Genomic DNA, 17,791 nt, shown 5'->3' with positions numbered 1-17,791 from the left:
GACCTCAGCGTTGAAGAGTTTTGAAGGTGCATACGCATTGGGTGTGGTGTCAGTTGATGATGTCGATACTTTAATCGCAGCAAGAAAAGGCAGCCCGCTCGTTATCGGTGTCGGAATTGGTGAACACTTCATCGCATCTGATGTTTCGGCACTGTTACCTGTAACCCAAAATTTCATCTTTTTGGAAGAGGGCGATGTCGCCAAGATTACTCGTGCCCAGGTGGAGATATACAGCGCCAATGGCGAATTGGTCGAACGTCCGGTTAAAACTTCCAACCTGACGGCTCATGCGGTCGAACTTGGTGAGCACCGCCACTATATGCATAAAGAAATTTTCGAGCAGCCACAGGCTGTTATTGATACTTTGGAAGGGCGAATCACGCAAGATCATGTTCTGGTTTCCGCATTCGGGCATGAGGCTGAAGCGTTGTTTAAATCCATTCAGCAAGTACAGATCATCGCTTGTGGTACCAGTTATCATTCAGGACTTGTGGCCAAATACTGGTTTGAAGATATTATCGGGCTGCCGTGTCAGGTAGAAGTTGCGAGTGAATACCGCTACCGTAATCCGGTTGTTCAGGGTAATACCTTGTTTGTCACGATCAGCCAGTCTGGGGAAACGGCCGATACCTTGGCGGCTTTGCAGCAGATTAAAATTCTTAAACAAGCTAAAAATATTCCTACCTTGACCATCTGTAATGTCCCTGAATCAAGTCTGACTCGTGAGTCGGATCTTACCTTTCTTACCCACGCAGGTCCGGAAATCGGCGTTGCCTCAACCAAGGCTTTCACTACCCAATTGGTTGCGCTCTCCTTATTGTTGACCGCGATTGGTAAATCGTTGGAAGTTATGTCGGAAGAGCAAGAACAAAAGATTGTTCATGGCTTGCAAAAACTGCCCGGTTTGATTCAGAAGACCTTGGAAAATGAAGATAAAATTATTGATATCGCACAGACTTTTGCTGACAGGGAAAGCGCATTGTTTTTAGGGCGTGGCACAATGTATCCAATCGCAATGGAAGGTGCGTTAAAACTTAAAGAAATCAGTTATATTCATGCTGAAGCCTATCCTGCAGGTGAACTCAAGCATGGGCCGCTGGCATTGATTGATGAACATATTCCTGTCGTGACGATTGCTCCGCATGACGACTTGTTGGAAAAGTTGAAATCCAATTTACAAGAAGTCAAAGCTCGTGGTGGCCAGATGATCGTGTTTGAGGATGAAATGTCGGGTGTGAGTTCAGAGCAGGGCTTTAGGGTTATTAAAGCCACGACCAATGTCGGGAGAATTACCGCACCGATTACCTTTAATATCCCGTTACAGCTGCTCAGTTATCACGTCGCTTTGATTAAAGGAACGGATGTGGATCAGCCTAGAAATTTGGCTAAATCTGTCACAGTAGAATAATTAAGAGATAGTAAAGAGATAAAGTATGAAAATTGCTGTTGCCGGAACGGGTTATGTAGGCCTTTCTTTAGCTGTCTTATTGGCTCAAAACCACGAAGTTGTTGCACTGGATATTGTTTCAGAAAAGGTGGATTTGTTGAACAATAAGCAGTCGCCCATTGTGGATGATGAAATTACAGATTTTCTGAATAACAGGCCGTTGAATTTAATAGCGACTTTGGATAAAAGGCAAGCTTATCAAGGTGCAGATTTTGTCATCATTGCTACGCCGACTGATTACGATACCGAAACTAATACGTTCAATACCAAATCGGTTGAAGCAGTTATTTCTGATGTGTTAGCCATAAACCCAAATGCGCTCATGGTTATTAAATCAACTATCCCCGTGGGCTATACCAAGCAAGTTAAAGCGAAATATGAATGCGATAATATTGTGTTTTCACCGGAGTTTTTGAGAGAAGGTAAGGCTCTATACGATAATTTATACCCCTCTCGGATTGTTGTTGGTGAAAAATCTGATAGTGCTAAGTTGTTTGCCAATTTATTGGTGGAAGGTGCTGCTAAGCCTGCTGAAGAGATTTCGGTACTATTTACCGATTCGACAGAGGCAGAAGCCGTTAAGCTGTTTTCAAATACCTATTTAGCAATGAGGGTATCCTATTTTAATGAATTGGATACGTATTGTGAGACGCATGGTTTAAGTTCAAAGCAAGTAATCGAAGGAGTAGGGCTCGATCCGCGTATCGGCAATCATTACAATAACCCAAGTTTTGGTTATGGGGGGTATTGTTTGCCCAAAGATACCAAGCAGTTGTTAGCCAATTACAATGATGTTCCACAAAATATTATTCAAGCCATCGTCCAGTCCAATACTACTCGTAAGGACTTTGTGGCTGATCAAATCATCAACCGTAACCCAAAAGTTGTGGGAATATATCGTTTAATCATGAAGCAAGGATCCGATAATTTCCGTGCCAGTGCGATTCAAGGAGTTATGAAGCGTATTAAGGCTAAAGGTATTGATGTAGTTATTTACGAGCCTGTACTTGAAGAGAGAGAGTTTTTTCATTCAAAAGTCCTTTCAGACCTAAATGAATTTAAGAAAATAAGCGATGTTATTGTGGCTAACCGTTTAATGGATGAAATACAGGATGTAAAAGAAAAAGTTTACACACGCGATTTATTTGGAAAAGATTAAATTGAAGGAATATGAAATGTTGAAGTTTGCTTTATTGGGATGTGGTCGTATTGCTAAGCGCCATTCAGAATTGCTTGGAAATAAACAAATTGAAAATGCTGAACTTGTCGCAGTGTGTGATGTAGTTGAAGAAAAGGCGAAAAAAATTGGCGAACAATTTGGAGTTCCTTATTTTACCAATATGCATGAGATGCTAAATAAAATTGATATCGATGTGGTTTCAGTTCTGACAGAAAGTGGTTATCACGCAGGGCATGTATTAGAAGTTGCTAAATATAAGAAGCATATTGTGGTTGAAAAGCCTATGGCACTGAGTCTGGATGATGCTGATGCCATGATTCAAGCTTGTGATGAGGCAGGCATTAAGTTATTTGTTGTAAAGCAAAATCGTTTCAATATCCCTGTAGTTAAAGCTAGAGAAGCTCTTGAAGCTGGCCGGTTTGGTAAGCTTGTTTTGGGCACTGTGCGTGTTCGTTGGTGTCGTCCTCAGGCCTATTATGATCAGGATTCATGGAGGGGGACGTGGGCGTTGGATGGTGGTGTATTAACAAACCAAGCAAGTCATCATGTTGATTTATTGGAATGGATGATGGGGGATGTAGAGAGTGTGCATGCTATGAGTACGACTGCGCTGGCAAATATTGAAGCAGAAGATACTGCAATTGTTAATGTTAGATTCAGAAATGGTGCTTTAGGTATTATTGAAGCCACAACAGCAGTCAGGCCAAAAGATTTAGAGGGTTCTCTGTCAATATTAGGCGAGAATGGAACTGTAGAGATTGGTGGTTTTGCCGTTAATCAGATGAAAATTTGGAACTTTTCAAGTGCCATAGTAGGTGATGATGAGGTGATGGAGAATTACTCCGTAAACCCGCCAAATGTATATGGTTTCGGACATCAAGCGTATTATGAGCATGTTGTTGATTCAATTATCAACAATAAAAAACATTTAGTAGATGGTTTGGTGGGGCGTAAAAGTTTAGAGTTAATTAATGCCATTTATGAGTCGATTGAAACAAAAAAAGAAGTTTTTTTAAGATTCAAGCCGAAGCATTGCCGACTTGGTCAAAAATAATGAAGCAGCCTATTATAAAAACAATTTCCATAAAAAACGATGTGGTCTTTGGAGAAAACGTAACAGTAATTCAGCCGGTAAATCTTTACGGCTGTAAAGTTGAAGAAGATTGTTTTGTAGGACCTTTTGTCGAAATACAAAAGGAGGTTCAGATAGGTAAGCGTACACGAATTCAATCTCATACATTTATTTGTGAATTAGTCACTATAGGTGATGACTGCTTTATCGGACATGGTGTCATGTTTATTAATGACGTCTTTTCTAAAGGAGGGCCTGCAAGGGGTGATACAAGCCTATGGAAAAGTACAAAAATTGGTAACCATGTTTCAATCGGGAGCAATGCGACAATCTTGCCAGTTGAAATTTGTGATCATGTGGTTATTGGGGCCGGTGCAGTGGTCACAAAAAATATTAAACAATCGGGTATATATGCCGGCAATCCGGCCAGAAAAATAAAGGATTTGGAATCAAATGGTTAAGTTTTTAGATTTAGCGGCACAATACCAAACCATCAAGCAAGAAATTGATGCAGCTATTCATGGTGTGATTGCAAAAGCCGCCTTTATCGGTGGTGAATATGTCAGTAAGTTTGAGCAAGAATTTGCCGACTATACCAATGTGGCACACTGTATCGGCGTCGCTAACGGAACCGATGCCATTGAAATTGCTATCGAAGCCTTAAATCTGCCGAAAGGTTCTGAAATTATCGTACCCGCTAATTCTTTTATTGCCAGTTCAGAGGCAGTAACCCGTCAAGGGCATAAGGTGGTGTTTGCTGACTGCGATGCACAATCCTATGTGATCTCAATTGATGATACCAAGAAACGAATTACTCACAAAACCAAAGCGATTATTGCTGTACACCTATATGGTCACCCATGCGATATGGATGCATTGCAAGATCTTGCTAAACAACACGACCTGTATATCCTTGAAGACTGCGCACAATCGCACGGTGCTGAATACAAAGGTAAAAAAGTTGGCTCAATTGGCGATATTGCTACCTTTAGTTTCTACCCAGGAAAAAATCTCGGTGCTTATGGTGATGGTGGTGCAATTACTACCAATAACGCCGACTTAGCAAAAAAGTGTCGCATGATTGCCAATCACGGACGTATTGCTAAATATGATCATGAGTTTGAGGGGCGCAACTCACGTTTAGATGGTTTACAAGCCGCAATCCTTTCGGTCAAACTCAAATACTTGTCTGACTGGACCGATAAACGCATAGCGGTAGCGGATTATTACTTGGCCAACCTAAAAGACGTGCAACAAATTGTTTTGCCTGTTAGACAAGAATGGGCAAAACAGGTGTATCATCTATTCGTGATTCGCACAGACAAACGGGATGACCTAGCTAAATTTCTCTCTGATAAAGAGATTCAAACCGGTGTTCATTACCCAATTTCTTTGCCTAAGTTAAAAGCATATGACTACACCGGTCAAGGTGCCGAAGACTTGTTCGCAAACCAATCCGACACCACACTGCTCAGCTTGCCTATTGGCGAACACCTAAAAGAACAAGACCTAGCGAAAGTCGTAACTGCAATAAAAGAATATTTTGCATGAACATAGCAGTAATCGGCGGAGGTATTAACGGCATTATGACCACTTGGGAATTGCTCAAGCAAGGTCATAGCGTCACGCTATATGAAAAAGGCGAGGTGATGAAACAAACCTCATCCGCTTCCTCCAAGTTGCTGCATGGTGGTTTGCGTTATCTAGAAAATTACGAGTTTCGTTTGGTTAGAGAAGCCCTGAAAGAACGCCTATGGTGGATAAGTCAAGCGCCACAACTTGCACAACCGCTAAAATTTTATATCCCCATCTACAAAACCAGCCGTCGCCCGGCATGGATTTACAAAATCGGCTTATGGCTATACAGCACCCTGGCGGGCAAACAAAATATCGGTCAGTATCAAAGTCTAAGCCAGGAGGAAATGCAACAGGCGTGCCCAGAACTTAAAAACGAAAATCTTATTAAAGGTTTCAGTTATTTCGATGCACAAATGGACGATTACCAACTCGGCCTATGGGCACTTGAAGAGGCCAAAAAACAACCAAGTCTGGTGATACACGAACATGCTGAAGTCACCATGCTTGACCCACAAGGCAGGCTAACTCTTTCCAATGGCACGACCCAAACTTTCGATCAAATCATCAATGTTTCCGGCCCTTGGGCGGAACAGCTGCTAAAACAGAGCAATATCAAGTCCAACTACACACTAGATCTAGTCCGCGGTAGCCATATTGTAATTGATTACCCCGTACAAAACGGCTATTTCCTCGAGATTCCAAATGAATCTCGTATATTCTTTGTTTTACCCTATCAAGGAAAAACCCTGATTGGTACAACCGAACATCGACAAAGCCTAAACGAAGAAGTAAAACCCGGTGAACTAGAAATAGACTACTTGATCAATGCCTATAACTACTATTTCAAAAAAAAGATTTGTAAACAGAATATCGTAAAAAGTTTTGCTGGCATGCGCCCACTAATCAAAAGTGCTGACAATGCCAACAAAGCCACCCGCGAATACTCCATCCAACAAAATCAAAAAGTTATCAGCGTATTTGGCGGAAAATGGACAACTTCGCGGCAATTAGGAAAAAAAGTTGCAAAAATAATCAGTGAAAATTCATGTTTATCCGCATCTGAAATAAAACATTTAGGCCAAGAAGTTGAAGTGGACACTGGTAAATGATCAAACGCCTAAAGCCAAAATCTGAATTCAGCCGTAATGTCTTGACCTTAATGACTGGCACAACCATTGCGCAGGCATTGCCAATAGCTTCCGCGCCGATCTTAACAAGAATATTTACGCCTGAAGATTTCGGTCTATTTGCCTTCTATTTTGCAGTAGTTTCTATATTGTCTGTTTTGGCTACAGCACGCTATGAGCTAGCTATAGTGTTGCCAAAAAGAAGAGATGATGCCTATCAGATTGTAACTTTGTCTTGTGTGATTTCAACGCTAGTGAGTTTGTTAACACTTTTGTTCATTTGGCTGTTTGAGAGGCAAATAGCTGTCCTACTAAATAATACAAATATTGCAAACTGGCTCTACTGGATACCCTTAAGCATTTTTTTTATGGGAGTTTATCAATCGCTGTACTATTGGTTTAATCGCGAAAAAGCCTACCGTAATATGGCCAATAGCCGGGTCGTTTTAAGTTCAACAATGGTGGTTAGCCAAATTGGAATTGGTTTTTTGACTAAACTTTCAGCCCTAGGTCTAATAATAGGGCAGGTTGCGGGGCAGGTAGCTGCAACGTTATATATGGGACAGAAATTTATTAAAGATACTCGAGTTATTCATAAGCCTCATAAACTAAAATTAATAGCACTGGCTAAACGTTACATTAATTTCCCTAAGTATTTAGTTGTAGCGCACACGATGAATGCTTCTTCAAGACAGCTGCCGAATATATTGTTTAATATCCTTTTTTCCTCATCTGTTGCTGGTTTTTTTCTGCTTGTCCAGCGAGTCATCGGTGCACCTATAACCATTGTTGGGGGTGCTGTAGGTGATGTATTTCGACAACAAGCAAGTAAAGCCTATGCAGAACGTGGTGAATGTAGAGTTGAATTTTTGAGCACAGTAAGAAAATTAACCGCTATTTCAATTTTACCGTCATTAGTTTTATTGTTTATGGCTCCCCAGCTTTTTGGATTTGTATTTGGTGAAGAATGGAGAGTTGCTGGTGTATATGCTCAGATACTTGTACCGATGTTTTTTTTGCAGTTTATAGCCAGCCCATTAAGTGTTTTATTTGTCATTGCTGAAAAACAAAAAGAAGATCTTTTGATGCAAGTGGTTTTACTATCTGGAATTCTTATGACTTTCTTTTTAACTAAAGATGTGAACATGGCTTTAATGCTTATTTCTACAAGTTATTCATTGATTTATTTGTGGGTTCTTTATAAGACAAATTCTTTTTCTAAGGGCATAAAATGAAAAGGGTAATAAAAAAAATAATTTTTTCCAGTTTTAGTAAGCTTTTTATAATGATGCTTGCGATAGCTTTAGGTTATAAGTCAGAAATATTCAAATCGAAGTATTTTAAAACTGAATATATTGGGTTTATCTGGCTTTTAAAGTCATTTTGGTTCCAACGTATTCTGGGGTTTAATAGATTTAAATCATACCCAGTTCATCCTACGTGCACTATTGCCTCAACAAAAAATTTAACGATACATTTAGACTCAATTAATAATCTAATGTCGCCGGGCTGTTATTATCAAAACTTTGCAGGAAAGATCATTGTTGAGAAAGATGTTTATATTGGTCCTAACACTGGAGTTATAACAGCAAATCATGACCCTATGAAACCACAAACTCATCTGGAGGGTGAAGATGTTGTAATTAGGGAGGGTTGTTGGATTGGTATGAATTGTGTCATATTGCCAGGTGTTGAGTTGGGACCTAATACTGTTGTTGCTGCTGGTAGCGTGGTGACTAAATCTTATACCGAAGGATGTGTGCTAATTGCAGGTTCCCCAGCAGTTATCAAGAAGTTATTGCATGCAACAGATGAAACGCAATGAAAACATAAGCTCTTCAGGGTGGGTTTTACTGATTGCATATTTTCTGCAATAGCTTGCGAAATATTCTTTCTGTGAAAATGTTTCCCTTGAAACAAAGGAAACATTTGCTGAGAAAACAAACAACGTAAAATAACTAAGGGTTATGACTTAATTTTAAATATGAAAACCATTGTTTTTATTTCAATATTTTTTATTGTATTTTTTAGAATTCCAGTTTTTTATACTGGGATTTACTTATCTCTGTTTCTAGGTTTTTTTGCATCTTTCTTTCTACTGCAAAAAAATATCAGGAGATTTTTTCTTAATGCGCTAGGTTTAAATCTTTTAGTAGTTTTTTTTACGATAACAATATTTGCACTTGCTATCGATATTTCAACCGGTGCATTAATTAATAATTTGACTAATGCTTTTACGTTAAGAGCTTCAATGATTGTTGTTATGTCAGCATTGCCAGCTCTTTTTGTTGTATGGTTTTTTGTTAAAAATGAAGGTGTGAAGTTATCAAAAATAGTTTATTGGGCTTTCGCCGGACAGTTAGTGTTTTGGTTGTATACCTTTTTTGTGCCGGGTGGTAAGGATTTTATATATGCTCTAATGGCGATGTCTAATAGTGTGAATATTATTCATGAATGGAATTACTATACACGCGGTTTTGGCTATGCTGTTGAAATTAATTACACATCTCCATTTGTAATGGTTTTAACTGCATTTACGTTGTTAGGTGTTAGATTGTTAAGTCTTGCAACATTGGTAACGCAGATTTTTAATTCAAATAATGTTGCTGTTGCTTTATTAATGGGAATGCTCACAAGAGGCACAAAAAATAATGTTGTGAAAGTTTTTTTTGGTATTGCGACATTTATACTTACAGTATCAGTTCTAGTTTTTTTCTATAGTGATTATCTCCCCACGAGATTACAGGCTGAATTGAATTCAGGCGGTACGCGGACAATTGGCTATCTATTAGAAAATCATTTTATATTTTTGAATACAGGTTGGTTTGAAGTTCTGTTTGGTACTGGTAACTATTTATTCCAATCCGGCCATAAAATAAGTGTCGATTCAGGTTGGGTTATTTTAGTAAATTACGGTGGATTATTTTTTACTAGCTTGGTCTTTATTTTTCTTTTCCTGCTTTCATTTAGGGCGTTTGATAACAAGTTTATTTCCTTAATTTGGTTTTCTGCAGGTCTCTGGTTAAATTTCAAGGGTTTGCTTTTTTCTCCAAATGCCTATTTATTTATGTTGTTTCTATTTTTATTTCATCGCCTCTATAAGAGAAAAATAGTGGCTAAAGAGTAGTTTATGAAAGGTAAAAGTTTAATAGTGCTAGCACCTGGGCACAATGAAATAGATCGAAGAGTGAATCGCACTATTGATGTATTTTCAAAAAAGTTTGATCGGATTGTCTTGATTTATGAATCACGGTCAAGTCTTAAAGGTACGTTTGCCTTTCCTAATAATGTTAGTGTTTTGTATGTTGATAATACAACGCCAAAGTTTAGGGCACTTCCACAATTGACCCCCTTTATTCATGTTATTAGGGACAATAATTTATCTGTTGATAATGTTTATATCCATGATTCAGGACTTCTTGGTTTGCTATTAGCAAACCGGTTAAGAAAATTATACGGTGATGGTCCTAAGATTTCTTTAGATTACCATGATTTTGTTCACTGGGAGGTACACTATCAACTTGGTAAGTTCATTAAACGAAGCGTAGTCAATAAGTTGATAGGATCTCTATTGCTTTCTATTTTTGCCTTTTATTTTCGTCGTAATAAAGGCTGCATGATTAACGGTGCAGTGGGTATTTCTAAAGCACAGGTTGTAAGTTTGTTGGATTGGTTAGGAAATTGTAGGGGGTTAGATTATATCTCTATACCCAACACACGTGAAAAACTTAAATCAGGCATGGAGATAGGGGATTATCCCGATGGTTCCTCTGACTTTTTATGGATTGGTAACATTGTAAATGGACGTGATCTTCCTGAAACTTTATTGTATTTAGATGAACTTGCTAAAATTCATGACTTTAAACTTTATGTTTTTGGTAAGGTTGTTTCAGAAGAAGTTTTTAAATTATTATCCGCTAAGCCTTATTTTGTTTATATGGGTGAGTTTAAGCAAGATTTAGATATGGTTGAAGTTTGTCAATCAAAAAAAATCATTGGCTTATTCTTTGGTTGGGATGATAAATATAGAGTTGGAATCAATGAAATATCATCGCCTAACAAAGTGTATTCATATGTGAATCTAGGCATACCTGTTTTACTACATCAAAAAGTAAACCCTTCTGCTTTCGATAGTGAGTATAAAATTGGTAAAACCTTTAATGACTTTGAGGGTTTTAAACAATCCTACGAGTTGGTTTCAGGGAGTTATGGGGCTTACAAAGACCTTGTATTAAATTCTAAGGAAAATTTTGTTTGGGAGACTGACTTGGAGGCAACACTTTCTCAATTTGTTGATAAGGTCTATTTTGGAGCAAGTAATGTTTAACAATAAAGTATTAATGATTACCGGCGGTACAGGATCGTTTGGTAACGCGGTGTTAAAGCGCTTTTTGAATTCTGATTTAAGAGAAATTCGTATTTTTTCTCGAGATGAAAAGAAACAGGACGATATGCGTAAGAGGTATGCCAATTCTAAATTGAAATTCTATATTGGCGACGTGCGAGACTTTCAAAGTGTTTTGAATGCGACTCGTGGTGTGGATTTTATATTTCATGCGGCGGCATTAAAACAAGTTCCCTCTTGTGAATTTCATCCTATGGAAGCGGTTAAGACAAACGTATTAGGAACTGAAAATGTACTGGAAGTTGCGATTCAGAATAAAGTGAAGCGAGTGGTCTGTTTAAGTACCGACAAAGCCGTTTATCCTATTAATGCAATGGGTATATCAAAAGCGATGATGGAAAAAGTCATGGTCGCTAAATCCCGTAATGTAGATGATGCGCAAACAGTCATTTGCGGAACTCGTTACGGTAATGTGATGGCCTCTCGTGGTTCGGTTATTCCATTATTTATAGAGCAAATGCGAGCGGGCCAAGCTTTAACCATTACTGACCCGAATATGACGCGTTTTATGATGACATTGGCGGACGCAGTGGACTTGGTTTTGTATGCCTTTGAGCATGGTAATAATGGCGATATTTTTGTTCAGAAAGCGCCAGCCGCCACGGTTGAGACTTTGGCTGTAGCGTTGAGAGAAATGATGTCACTTCCAGAGCATCCAATCAATGTTATTGGTACTCGACATGGTGAAAAGTTATATGAAGCATTATTAAGTCGAGAAGAGATGGCTTGTTCTGAGGACATGGGTGATTATTATCGTGTACCGCCTGATTTACGCGATTTAAATTATGCTAAGTTTGTAGAAGAGGGGGATGAAAAAATTTCTCACCTTGAAGACTATAACTCTCATAATACAAAGCGCCTAGATGTGGCAGGCATGAAAGAGTTGCTTCTGAAATTGGAATTTATGCAAAAGATTGTGCGTGGAGAACATGCTGCGGCAGAGGAATGATATGAAAATATTAATCACTGGCGCAAACGGTTTCTTGGCAAAAAATTTGCGTGTTCATTTGTCAGAAAGGCAAGATTTGAAGGTTGTCTTATTTTCTCGTGAAGACGATGTTGAGAGTTTGGAATCGAAGCTTGTAGATGTCGATTTTGTATTTCATCTTGCAGGCGTCAACCGACCAAAGACAGAATCTGAGTTTACGGAAGGAAATGCAGATTTAACCCGTGAACTATGTCGCATGCTTGAAAAGACGGGTAAAGATGTTCCTGTTTTATATACATCATCCATTCAGGCGGCATTGGATAATCCTTACGGTAAAAGTAAATTGGAAGCGGAGCAGGCTATCAAAAGTTATGCTGAAAAAAGTGGTGCTTCGGCTTATATATTCAGGCTGCCTAACGTTTTTGGTAAGTGGAGTAAGCCCAACTATAATTCAGTGGTCGCTACTTTTTGTAACAATATAGCAAATGATCTTCCCATACAGATTAATGATCCGAGTCACTTGGTTAGATTGGTATATGTGGATGACGTTGTGAAGCGCTTTATTTCGATTGTGGATGGCGCAATTGAAGAGACTACGTTTTGCGAAGTATCGCCAGTCTATGAAATCACGGTTGGGGATTTAGCGGATAAAATCCAAGCCTATAAGTCCAGTCGTGAAAACTTGGTAACCGAACCTGTTGGCACGGGGTTGGATCGAGCATTACATTCAACCTATTTAAGTTATTTGAAGCCTGAACAATTTTCATATCCTTTAATCAAGCACGGAGATGAGCGAGGCGTTTTTGTAGAAATGCTTAAAACCAAAGACAGCGGTCAGTTTTCATTTTTTACAGCTCATCCTGGTATTACCCGAGGCGGGCATTACCACCATTCAAAAACTGAAAAGTTTTTAGTTTTAAAAGGGAAAGCGCTGTTTAAATTCCGCGATGTCCTAACCGATGAATATTATGAGCTGGAAACGAATGGTGACGATCCGGTGGTTGTGGAAACCGTCCCGGGCTGGACTCACGATATTACGAATATCGGCGACGATGAAATGATTGTTATGCTGTGGGCTAACGAGATTTTTGATAGAGAAAATCCAGATACTTATGCAAAACCGCTTTAAGGATTGAAATGAAGAAATTAAAAGTTGTGACGGTGGTTGGTACCCGTCCGGAAATTATACGTTTGTCTTGTGTAATGAAAAAGCTAGATGAATTCTGCGAACATATTCTTGTTCATACGGGACAAAACTATGATTATGAGTTAAATGAAATTTTCTTTAATGATCTTGGTATTCGTAAACCTGATTATTTTTTAGGTGCTGCTGGAGCATCAGGAGCCGAAACGATCGGAAATGTGATTATTTCTGTTGATAAGGTGCTTGCAGAAGTACAACCGGAAGCTTTAATGGTTTTAGGGGATACAAACAGCTGTATGGCGGTTTTGCCGGCTAAGCGCAGAAAGATCCCGACGTTCCATATGGAAGCGGGTAATCGTTGTTTTGATCAGCGAGTTCCGGAAGAAATTAATCGCAGATTGGTCGATCATATGGCGGATATTAATCTAACCTATAGTTCGATTGCGCGAGACTATCTGCTGCGCGAAGGACTGCCGGCGGATATGGTGATTAAAACGGGCAGTCCGATGTTTGAGGTGCTGAATACATATCGTGAGGGAATTGAATCTTCTGATGTATTGGAACGCCTGAACTTGAATAAACACGAGTTTTTTGTCGTTAGTGCTCATCGTGAAGAGAATGTTGATTCGGATAAGAACTTTTTAAACTTGGTTGAATCATTAAATTCGATTGCAGAAACGTATCAATTGCCGGTAATCGTTTCTACTCACCCTCGTACTCAAAAACGTGTCGATGCAATGGGGGTTACGTTTAATCCTTTAGTCCAATTGTTAAAGCCTCTTGGTTTTAAGGACTACAACAAACTTCAACTCTGTGCAAAAGCCGTTTTGTCTGATAGCGGTACAATAAATGAAGAATCTTCTATTTTGAATTTCCCTGCCTTAAATTTGCGCGAAGCACATGAGCGTCCGGAAGGGATGGAGGAAGCTGCTGTGATAATGACGGGTTTGCAAAAAGATCGTATTTTGCAGAGCTTAGCCGTGATTGAGGATCAGCCAAGGGACGACGAGCGTTTGATCAGACAAGTTTATGATTATTCGATGCCGAATGTCTCAGACAAGATGGTGCGCATTATTCATAGTTATATCGATTATGTTAATCGAGTGGTTTGGAAGAAGTATTAATTGATGCGCATTTTGATCGTAAGCCAATATTTTTGGCCTGAAAATTTTCGCATTAATGACTTGTGCGCTGAATTGGCCGATCGTGGTCACGAAGTAACCGTATTGACAGGTAAGCCCAATTATCCTGACGGTGAGGTTTTCATTGAATATCGTGAAAATAAACCGAATTTCATGCACTACAAGGGGTGTGAAATTATACGGGTGCCAATGATTGCAAGGGGCAAAGGTAGTTCACTTCAGCTTGTATCCAATTACTTGTCGTATGTGTTTTCTGCATCATTGTGGGGAGCATGGAGGTTGAGACGAAAACAGTTTGATGTCATTTTTGTTTATGAGCCGTCACCCGTTACAGTTTGCCTTCCCGCAATTTTTATAAAAAAAATTAAAAAAGCACCTGTGGTTTTTTGGGTGCTCGATTTGTGGCCTGAGACACTAGAGGCAATCGGTGTTGTAAAATCTCCTAAAATTCTTGGTTGGGTGGGACGTTTAGTGCGTTTTATCTATAACCGCTGTGATTTGGTCTTGGGTCAATCCAAAGCATTCTATACTGGTATTTCACGTTATTGTGATGATACGAACAAGATTAAATATTTTCCTAGTTGGTCTGAGACGGTCTTTTCCGAGAAGGGGATTTCACCTATAGAGGAAATTGTGCGGCATAAAAGTGCTTTCAAAATTCTGTTTGCCGGAAATGTTGGAGAAGCGCAGGACTTTCCATCAATTCTGAATGCCGCCGAAATCATAAAATCAAAAAAGATCAATGCCATATTTTTTATTGTGGGTGATGGTCGGGCTTTTGACTGGGTTCAGTCTGAAGTTTTGAGTCGAGGGCTTGAGGAATATGTGACGCTTTTAGGGCGCCATCCACTTGAGTCGATGCCAAGTTTTTATGCTTGTGCCGATGCTTTGTTGGTGACCTTGAAGGATAGCCCTGCATTTAAAATGACTATTCCAGGGAAAGTGCAATCTTATATGATGGCCGGTAAACCCATATTAACAATGCTTTCAGGTGAAGGTTCTCGAGTAATCGATGAGGCTAAGTGTGGTTATATAGCGAATTCGGGAGATTTTGAGCAGTTAGCCTGTAATGTTGAGAAGATGATTAGTCTTGACCGTGGCGAATTAAGAGCCTTGGGCGAAAATGCAAAGCGTTATGCAGATAATGAGTTTGATCGCGATAAGTTAATTACTCAGTTGGAAGATTGGTTCATAGAGCTTAGTGGTCAGTCAAAGGAAAAGGGACTGTGATTTTAGTAACAGGGGCTACAGGATTTGTAGGACAAGCATTAGTGTCCGAGTTGTTTTCACGGAGTATTCCGGTTAAAGCTTTGGTTCGTATGTCTTCAGGATCGTTACCTGAAGAGGTGGAACAGATTGAAATCGGTGACTTATCAATCTTATTGGAAAGCAAATCGAGTTTAGTCGATTTAAGAGAGAAATTAAATAACGTAGACGTCGTTGTCCATGCTGCTGCTCGCGTACATATGATGCAAGATGTTTCTGATGATCCTTTGTCAGAGTTTAGAAAAGTGAATCGTGATGTTACTTTGTCATTGGCACGCCTAGCAGCAGAAGCAGGTGTTAAGCGTTTTGTCTTTTTGAGTTCTATTAAAGTAAATGGCGAAATGACACAAGAAGGTCAGGTGTTTACACCGGAGGATAAATATATACCTACTGATCCTTATGGTTTGTCTAAATATGAAGCTGAGATGGGGTTATTGAAGCTGGCAGAAGATACCGGTATGGAAGTTGTGATTATTCGTCCTCCTTTAGTGTATGGCCCAGGTGTAAGAGCTAATTTTGCTTCTATGATTCGTTGGGTACATAAAGGTATTCCATTGCCGTTAGGGGCGGTGAACAATAGTCGGTCTTTGGTTGCATTGGAAAACCTGGTAGATTTTCTTGCGCTGTGTTCAGATAGACAAAAGTCTCCAAAAGCATCGAATCAGGTATTTTTGATCTCGGATGGCGAAGATGTTTCGACCACGCAGTTATTGCGAAAAGTGGCCAAGGCTTTGAATGATAAAATTTGGTTAATTCCCGTGCCAACCGGAATGATGGTGTTTGCCACAAACTTGGTAGGTAAGAGGAACGTTGCTAAGCGTTTATTTGGTTCGTTGCAAATAGACAGTTGTAAGGCGCGTGACTTGCTTGGATGGACTCCGGTGATATCGATGGATGAACAGTTAATTAAAATGGTTAAGGTCGATTTGGAAAAAAATGATGTTTGATCTTTATTATTTATTGGTAGCTTTAGTTTCATCCTTGGGGTTAACGTATGCGTTGCGACTTTATGCATTAAAGCAAAATGTAATGGATATCCCTAATGCGCGTAGTTCTCACTCCGTGCCGACACCTCGTGGTGGTGGTGTGGCAATTGTGTTGGTATTTTTAGCCGTTTTAGCTTTTTCCGGTTTGTGGCTGCTGTTTATTGCTGGCAGTTTAGTGGCTTTAGTTGGATGGTTGGATGACCACGGGCATGTTAAATCGGGAATTCGCCTAATGGTGCACTTATCCGGTTCCGCTATGGTGGTATATGCTGTGGGCGGGTTGCCAGTCTTTAATTTGTTCGGGTTTGAACAAGATTGGGGGCTAATAGGCGATGTAATTGCCGTATTGGGGGTCGCATGGATTTTGAATTTATATAACTTTATGGACGGTATTGACGGAATCGCAGGAGTCGAGGCCGCGACGTCATCGTTGGTTGCAGGATTAATTTTATGGTTTGTTTTTGCTCAAAATGAACAGGCGTGGTTAAATTTTTATTTATCCGTTGCCGTTTTAGGTTTTTTAGCATGGAACTGGCCTCCTGCAAAGATATTCATGGGAGATGCGGGGAGTGGATTTTTAGGCTTAATGCTTGGTGGCATGATGTTGTACTCCGCTTCTATAGTTTCTGAGATGCTGTGGGTGTGGCTGATTTTATTGGGTGTCTTCGTTGTAGATGCCACTTTTACGTTAATTCGACGTTTGATTCGAGGGGATAAATTGTACGAAGCGCATCGTTCACACGCTTATCAGTTTGCTTCTCGCCATCATGGAGGGCATAAGCCGGTCACTTTAGCTGTATTGGCCATTAATCTTTTATGGCTGTCTCCGGTCGCATATTTGGTGGCCATTGATTGGTTAGATGGTGTTGTGGGACTTTTAGTCTCGTACGTTCCGTTGATTTGGCTCGCATGGAAATATAATGCGGGAAAAGCTGAATGAAAAAGTTATTGATAATCGGAGCGGGTGGACATGGCAAAGCGATCGCTGAAGCGGCGCAATTGTCCCGAGAATATCAAGTTGTGGGTTTTCTGGATGATGCATTTCCAGAGCTTTCCGAATCTTTTTCATTTCCGGTGTTAGGCAAGATTGAAAATGCAGCTGAATTTTTAGGGCTGGTGGATACTTTTTTTGTTGCGATCGGCAATAATGCATTGCGTGAGAAGGTGACTGGTGCCATCTTAAGTTTTGGCGGGCAGTTGGTTAATGTAATTCATCCGGCGGCATTTGTTTCGCCCTCGGCGCAAATGGGGCAGGGGATCGCAGTCATGGCTGGAGCCATTATTGGAACAGAAGCGTTAATCGGTGATGGTGTGGTTGTGAATGTAAATGCCTCTGTCGATCACCATTGTGAATTGCAAGAGTTTTCACATCTAGGTGTTGGAGTGTCTTTGGCCGGTGGTGTTAAGATTGGTCGCGCCGCATGGCTTCAAGCAGCGTGCTGTGCTGGTTATGGCGTTTGTGTTGAACCGTATCATACTTATTCGCCGGGAACGGTTCTTTCTATTTAGTTGTAAT

At 39.9% G+C, this 17,791-nt stretch carries 17 protein-coding genes; all 17 read left to right on the top strand.

The window, feature by feature from the left end; genetic code table 11:
• The coding region (glmS, locus tag ABY044_RS10705) for a glutamine--fructose-6-phosphate transaminase (isomerizing) (RefSeq protein ID WP_373020578.1) at window positions 1–1,408 on the top strand (1,408 nt) is incomplete at its 5' end.
• A gap of 25 nt (window positions 1,409–1,433) precedes the next feature.
• Window positions 1,434–2,606, top strand: coding sequence for a nucleotide sugar dehydrogenase (locus tag ABY044_RS10700; protein WP_373020576.1), 1,173 nt, complete (start codon window positions 1,434–1,436; stop codon window positions 2,604–2,606).
• Between the two features lie 16 nt (window positions 2,607–2,622).
• Window positions 2,623–3,681, top strand: a complete 1,059-nt coding sequence (locus tag ABY044_RS10695) for a Gfo/Idh/MocA family protein (RefSeq protein ID WP_373020574.1) — start codon at window positions 2,623–2,625, stop codon at window positions 3,679–3,681.
• Window positions 3,681–4,160 (top strand): acyltransferase, encoded by a 480-nt coding sequence (locus ABY044_RS10690; protein WP_373020572.1) that lies wholly within the window; start codon window positions 3,681–3,683, stop codon window positions 4,158–4,160. The genes ABY044_RS10695 and ABY044_RS10690 overlap by 1 nt, the downstream gene beginning before the upstream one ends.
• Complete coding sequence (locus ABY044_RS10685; RefSeq protein WP_373020570.1) at window positions 4,153–5,250, top strand: DegT/DnrJ/EryC1/StrS family aminotransferase; 1,098 nt, start codon at window positions 4,153–4,155, stop codon at window positions 5,248–5,250. The genes ABY044_RS10690 and ABY044_RS10685 overlap by 8 nt, the downstream gene beginning before the upstream one ends.
• Window positions 5,247–6,386, top strand: a complete 1,140-nt coding sequence (locus tag ABY044_RS10680) for an FAD-dependent oxidoreductase (RefSeq protein WP_373020568.1) — start codon at window positions 5,247–5,249, stop codon at window positions 6,384–6,386. The genes ABY044_RS10685 and ABY044_RS10680 overlap by 4 nt, the downstream gene beginning before the upstream one ends.
• A complete protein-coding gene (locus ABY044_RS10675; protein ID WP_373020566.1) occupies window positions 6,383–7,639 on the top strand; it encodes a lipopolysaccharide biosynthesis protein in 1,257 nt (418 codons plus the stop codon). The genes ABY044_RS10680 and ABY044_RS10675 overlap by 4 nt, the downstream gene beginning before the upstream one ends.
• On the top strand, window positions 7,636–8,229 hold the full coding sequence (locus ABY044_RS10670; RefSeq protein ID WP_373020564.1) for a DapH/DapD/GlmU-related protein: 594 nt from the start codon (window positions 7,636–7,638) through the stop codon (window positions 8,227–8,229). The genes ABY044_RS10675 and ABY044_RS10670 overlap by 4 nt, the downstream gene beginning before the upstream one ends.
• Window positions 8,230–8,388: 159 nt before the next feature.
• Complete coding sequence (locus ABY044_RS10665; RefSeq protein WP_373020563.1) at window positions 8,389–9,531, top strand: hypothetical protein; 1,143 nt, start codon at window positions 8,389–8,391, stop codon at window positions 9,529–9,531.
• A 3-nt stretch (window positions 9,532–9,534) separates the two neighbouring features.
• The gene (locus ABY044_RS10660; RefSeq protein WP_373020562.1) at window positions 9,535–10,731 is read left to right on the top strand and encodes a hypothetical protein; all 1,197 of its coding nucleotides are present in this window, start codon (window positions 9,535–9,537) and stop codon (window positions 10,729–10,731) included.
• Window positions 10,724–11,758 (top strand): polysaccharide biosynthesis protein, encoded by a 1,035-nt coding sequence (locus tag ABY044_RS10655; protein WP_373020561.1) that lies wholly within the window; start codon window positions 10,724–10,726, stop codon window positions 11,756–11,758. The genes ABY044_RS10660 and ABY044_RS10655 overlap by 8 nt, the downstream gene beginning before the upstream one ends.
• Before the next feature lies 1 nt (window position 11,759).
• The gene (locus tag ABY044_RS10650) at window positions 11,760–12,866 is read left to right on the top strand and encodes a capsular polysaccharide biosynthesis protein CapF (protein ID WP_373020560.1); all 1,107 of its coding nucleotides are present in this window, start codon (window positions 11,760–11,762) and stop codon (window positions 12,864–12,866) included.
• An 8-nt stretch (window positions 12,867–12,874) separates the two neighbouring features.
• Entirely contained in the window at window positions 12,875–14,005 is a 1,131-nt protein-coding gene (wecB, locus tag ABY044_RS10645; protein ID WP_373020559.1) for a non-hydrolyzing UDP-N-acetylglucosamine 2-epimerase, read from the top strand.
• A 3-nt stretch (window positions 14,006–14,008) separates the two neighbouring features.
• Complete coding sequence (locus ABY044_RS10640) at window positions 14,009–15,253, top strand: glycosyltransferase family 4 protein (RefSeq protein WP_373020558.1); 1,245 nt, start codon at window positions 14,009–14,011, stop codon at window positions 15,251–15,253.
• Complete coding sequence (locus ABY044_RS10635; RefSeq protein ID WP_373020557.1) at window positions 15,250–16,236, top strand: UDP-glucose 4-epimerase family protein; 987 nt, start codon at window positions 15,250–15,252, stop codon at window positions 16,234–16,236. Before ABY044_RS10640 ends, ABY044_RS10635 begins: the two co-directional genes overlap by 4 nt.
• On the top strand, window positions 16,226–17,215 hold the full coding sequence (locus ABY044_RS10630; protein ID WP_373020555.1) for a glycosyltransferase family 4 protein: 990 nt from the start codon (window positions 16,226–16,228) through the stop codon (window positions 17,213–17,215). The genes ABY044_RS10635 and ABY044_RS10630 overlap by 11 nt, the downstream gene beginning before the upstream one ends.
• On the top strand, window positions 17,212–17,784 hold the full coding sequence (locus tag ABY044_RS10625; RefSeq protein WP_373020553.1) for a NeuD/PglB/VioB family sugar acetyltransferase: 573 nt from the start codon (window positions 17,212–17,214) through the stop codon (window positions 17,782–17,784). The genes ABY044_RS10630 and ABY044_RS10625 overlap by 4 nt, the downstream gene beginning before the upstream one ends.
• Window positions 17,785–17,791 lie beyond the last annotated feature (7 nt).

It is taken from the genome of Thiomicrorhabdus sp. (assembly GCF_041583835.1).
Lineage (GTDB): Bacteria > Pseudomonadota > Gammaproteobacteria > Thiomicrospirales > Thiomicrospiraceae > Thiomicrorhabdus.
This window is presented reverse-complemented; position numbering and strand designations above follow the sequence as displayed.

Bases quoted from the DNA above. Each gene is read 5' to 3' on its own strand.
- ABY044_RS10700 (WP_373020576.1), top strand. From the start codon at position 1,434: ATGAAAATTGCTGTTGCCGGAACGGGTTATGTAGGCCTTTCTTTAGCT.
- ABY044_RS10695 (WP_373020574.1), top strand. From the start codon at position 2,623: ATGTTGAAGTTTGCTTTATTGGGATGTGGTCGTATTGCTAAGCGCCAT.
- ABY044_RS10690 (WP_373020572.1), top strand. From the start codon at position 3,681: ATGAAGCAGCCTATTATAAAAACAATTTCCATAAAAAACGATGTGGTC.
- ABY044_RS10685 (WP_373020570.1), top strand. From the start codon at position 4,153: ATGGTTAAGTTTTTAGATTTAGCGGCACAATACCAAACCATCAAGCAA.
- ABY044_RS10680 (WP_373020568.1), top strand. From the start codon at position 5,247: ATGAACATAGCAGTAATCGGCGGAGGTATTAACGGCATTATGACCACT.
- ABY044_RS10675 (WP_373020566.1), top strand. From the start codon at position 6,383: ATGATCAAACGCCTAAAGCCAAAATCTGAATTCAGCCGTAATGTCTTG.
- ABY044_RS10670 (WP_373020564.1), top strand. From the start codon at position 7,636: ATGAAAAGGGTAATAAAAAAAATAATTTTTTCCAGTTTTAGTAAGCTT.
- ABY044_RS10665 (WP_373020563.1), top strand. From the start codon at position 8,389: ATGAAAACCATTGTTTTTATTTCAATATTTTTTATTGTATTTTTTAGA.
- ABY044_RS10660 (WP_373020562.1), top strand. From the start codon at position 9,535: ATGAAAGGTAAAAGTTTAATAGTGCTAGCACCTGGGCACAATGAAATA.
- ABY044_RS10655 (WP_373020561.1), top strand. From the start codon at position 10,724: ATGTTTAACAATAAAGTATTAATGATTACCGGCGGTACAGGATCGTTT.
- ABY044_RS10650 (WP_373020560.1), top strand. From the start codon at position 11,760: ATGAAAATATTAATCACTGGCGCAAACGGTTTCTTGGCAAAAAATTTG.
- wecB (WP_373020559.1), top strand. From the start codon at position 12,875: ATGAAGAAATTAAAAGTTGTGACGGTGGTTGGTACCCGTCCGGAAATT.
- ABY044_RS10640 (WP_373020558.1), top strand. From the start codon at position 14,009: ATGCGCATTTTGATCGTAAGCCAATATTTTTGGCCTGAAAATTTTCGC.
- ABY044_RS10630 (WP_373020555.1), top strand. From the start codon at position 16,226: ATGATGTTTGATCTTTATTATTTATTGGTAGCTTTAGTTTCATCCTTG.
- ABY044_RS10625 (WP_373020553.1), top strand. From the start codon at position 17,212: ATGAAAAAGTTATTGATAATCGGAGCGGGTGGACATGGCAAAGCGATC.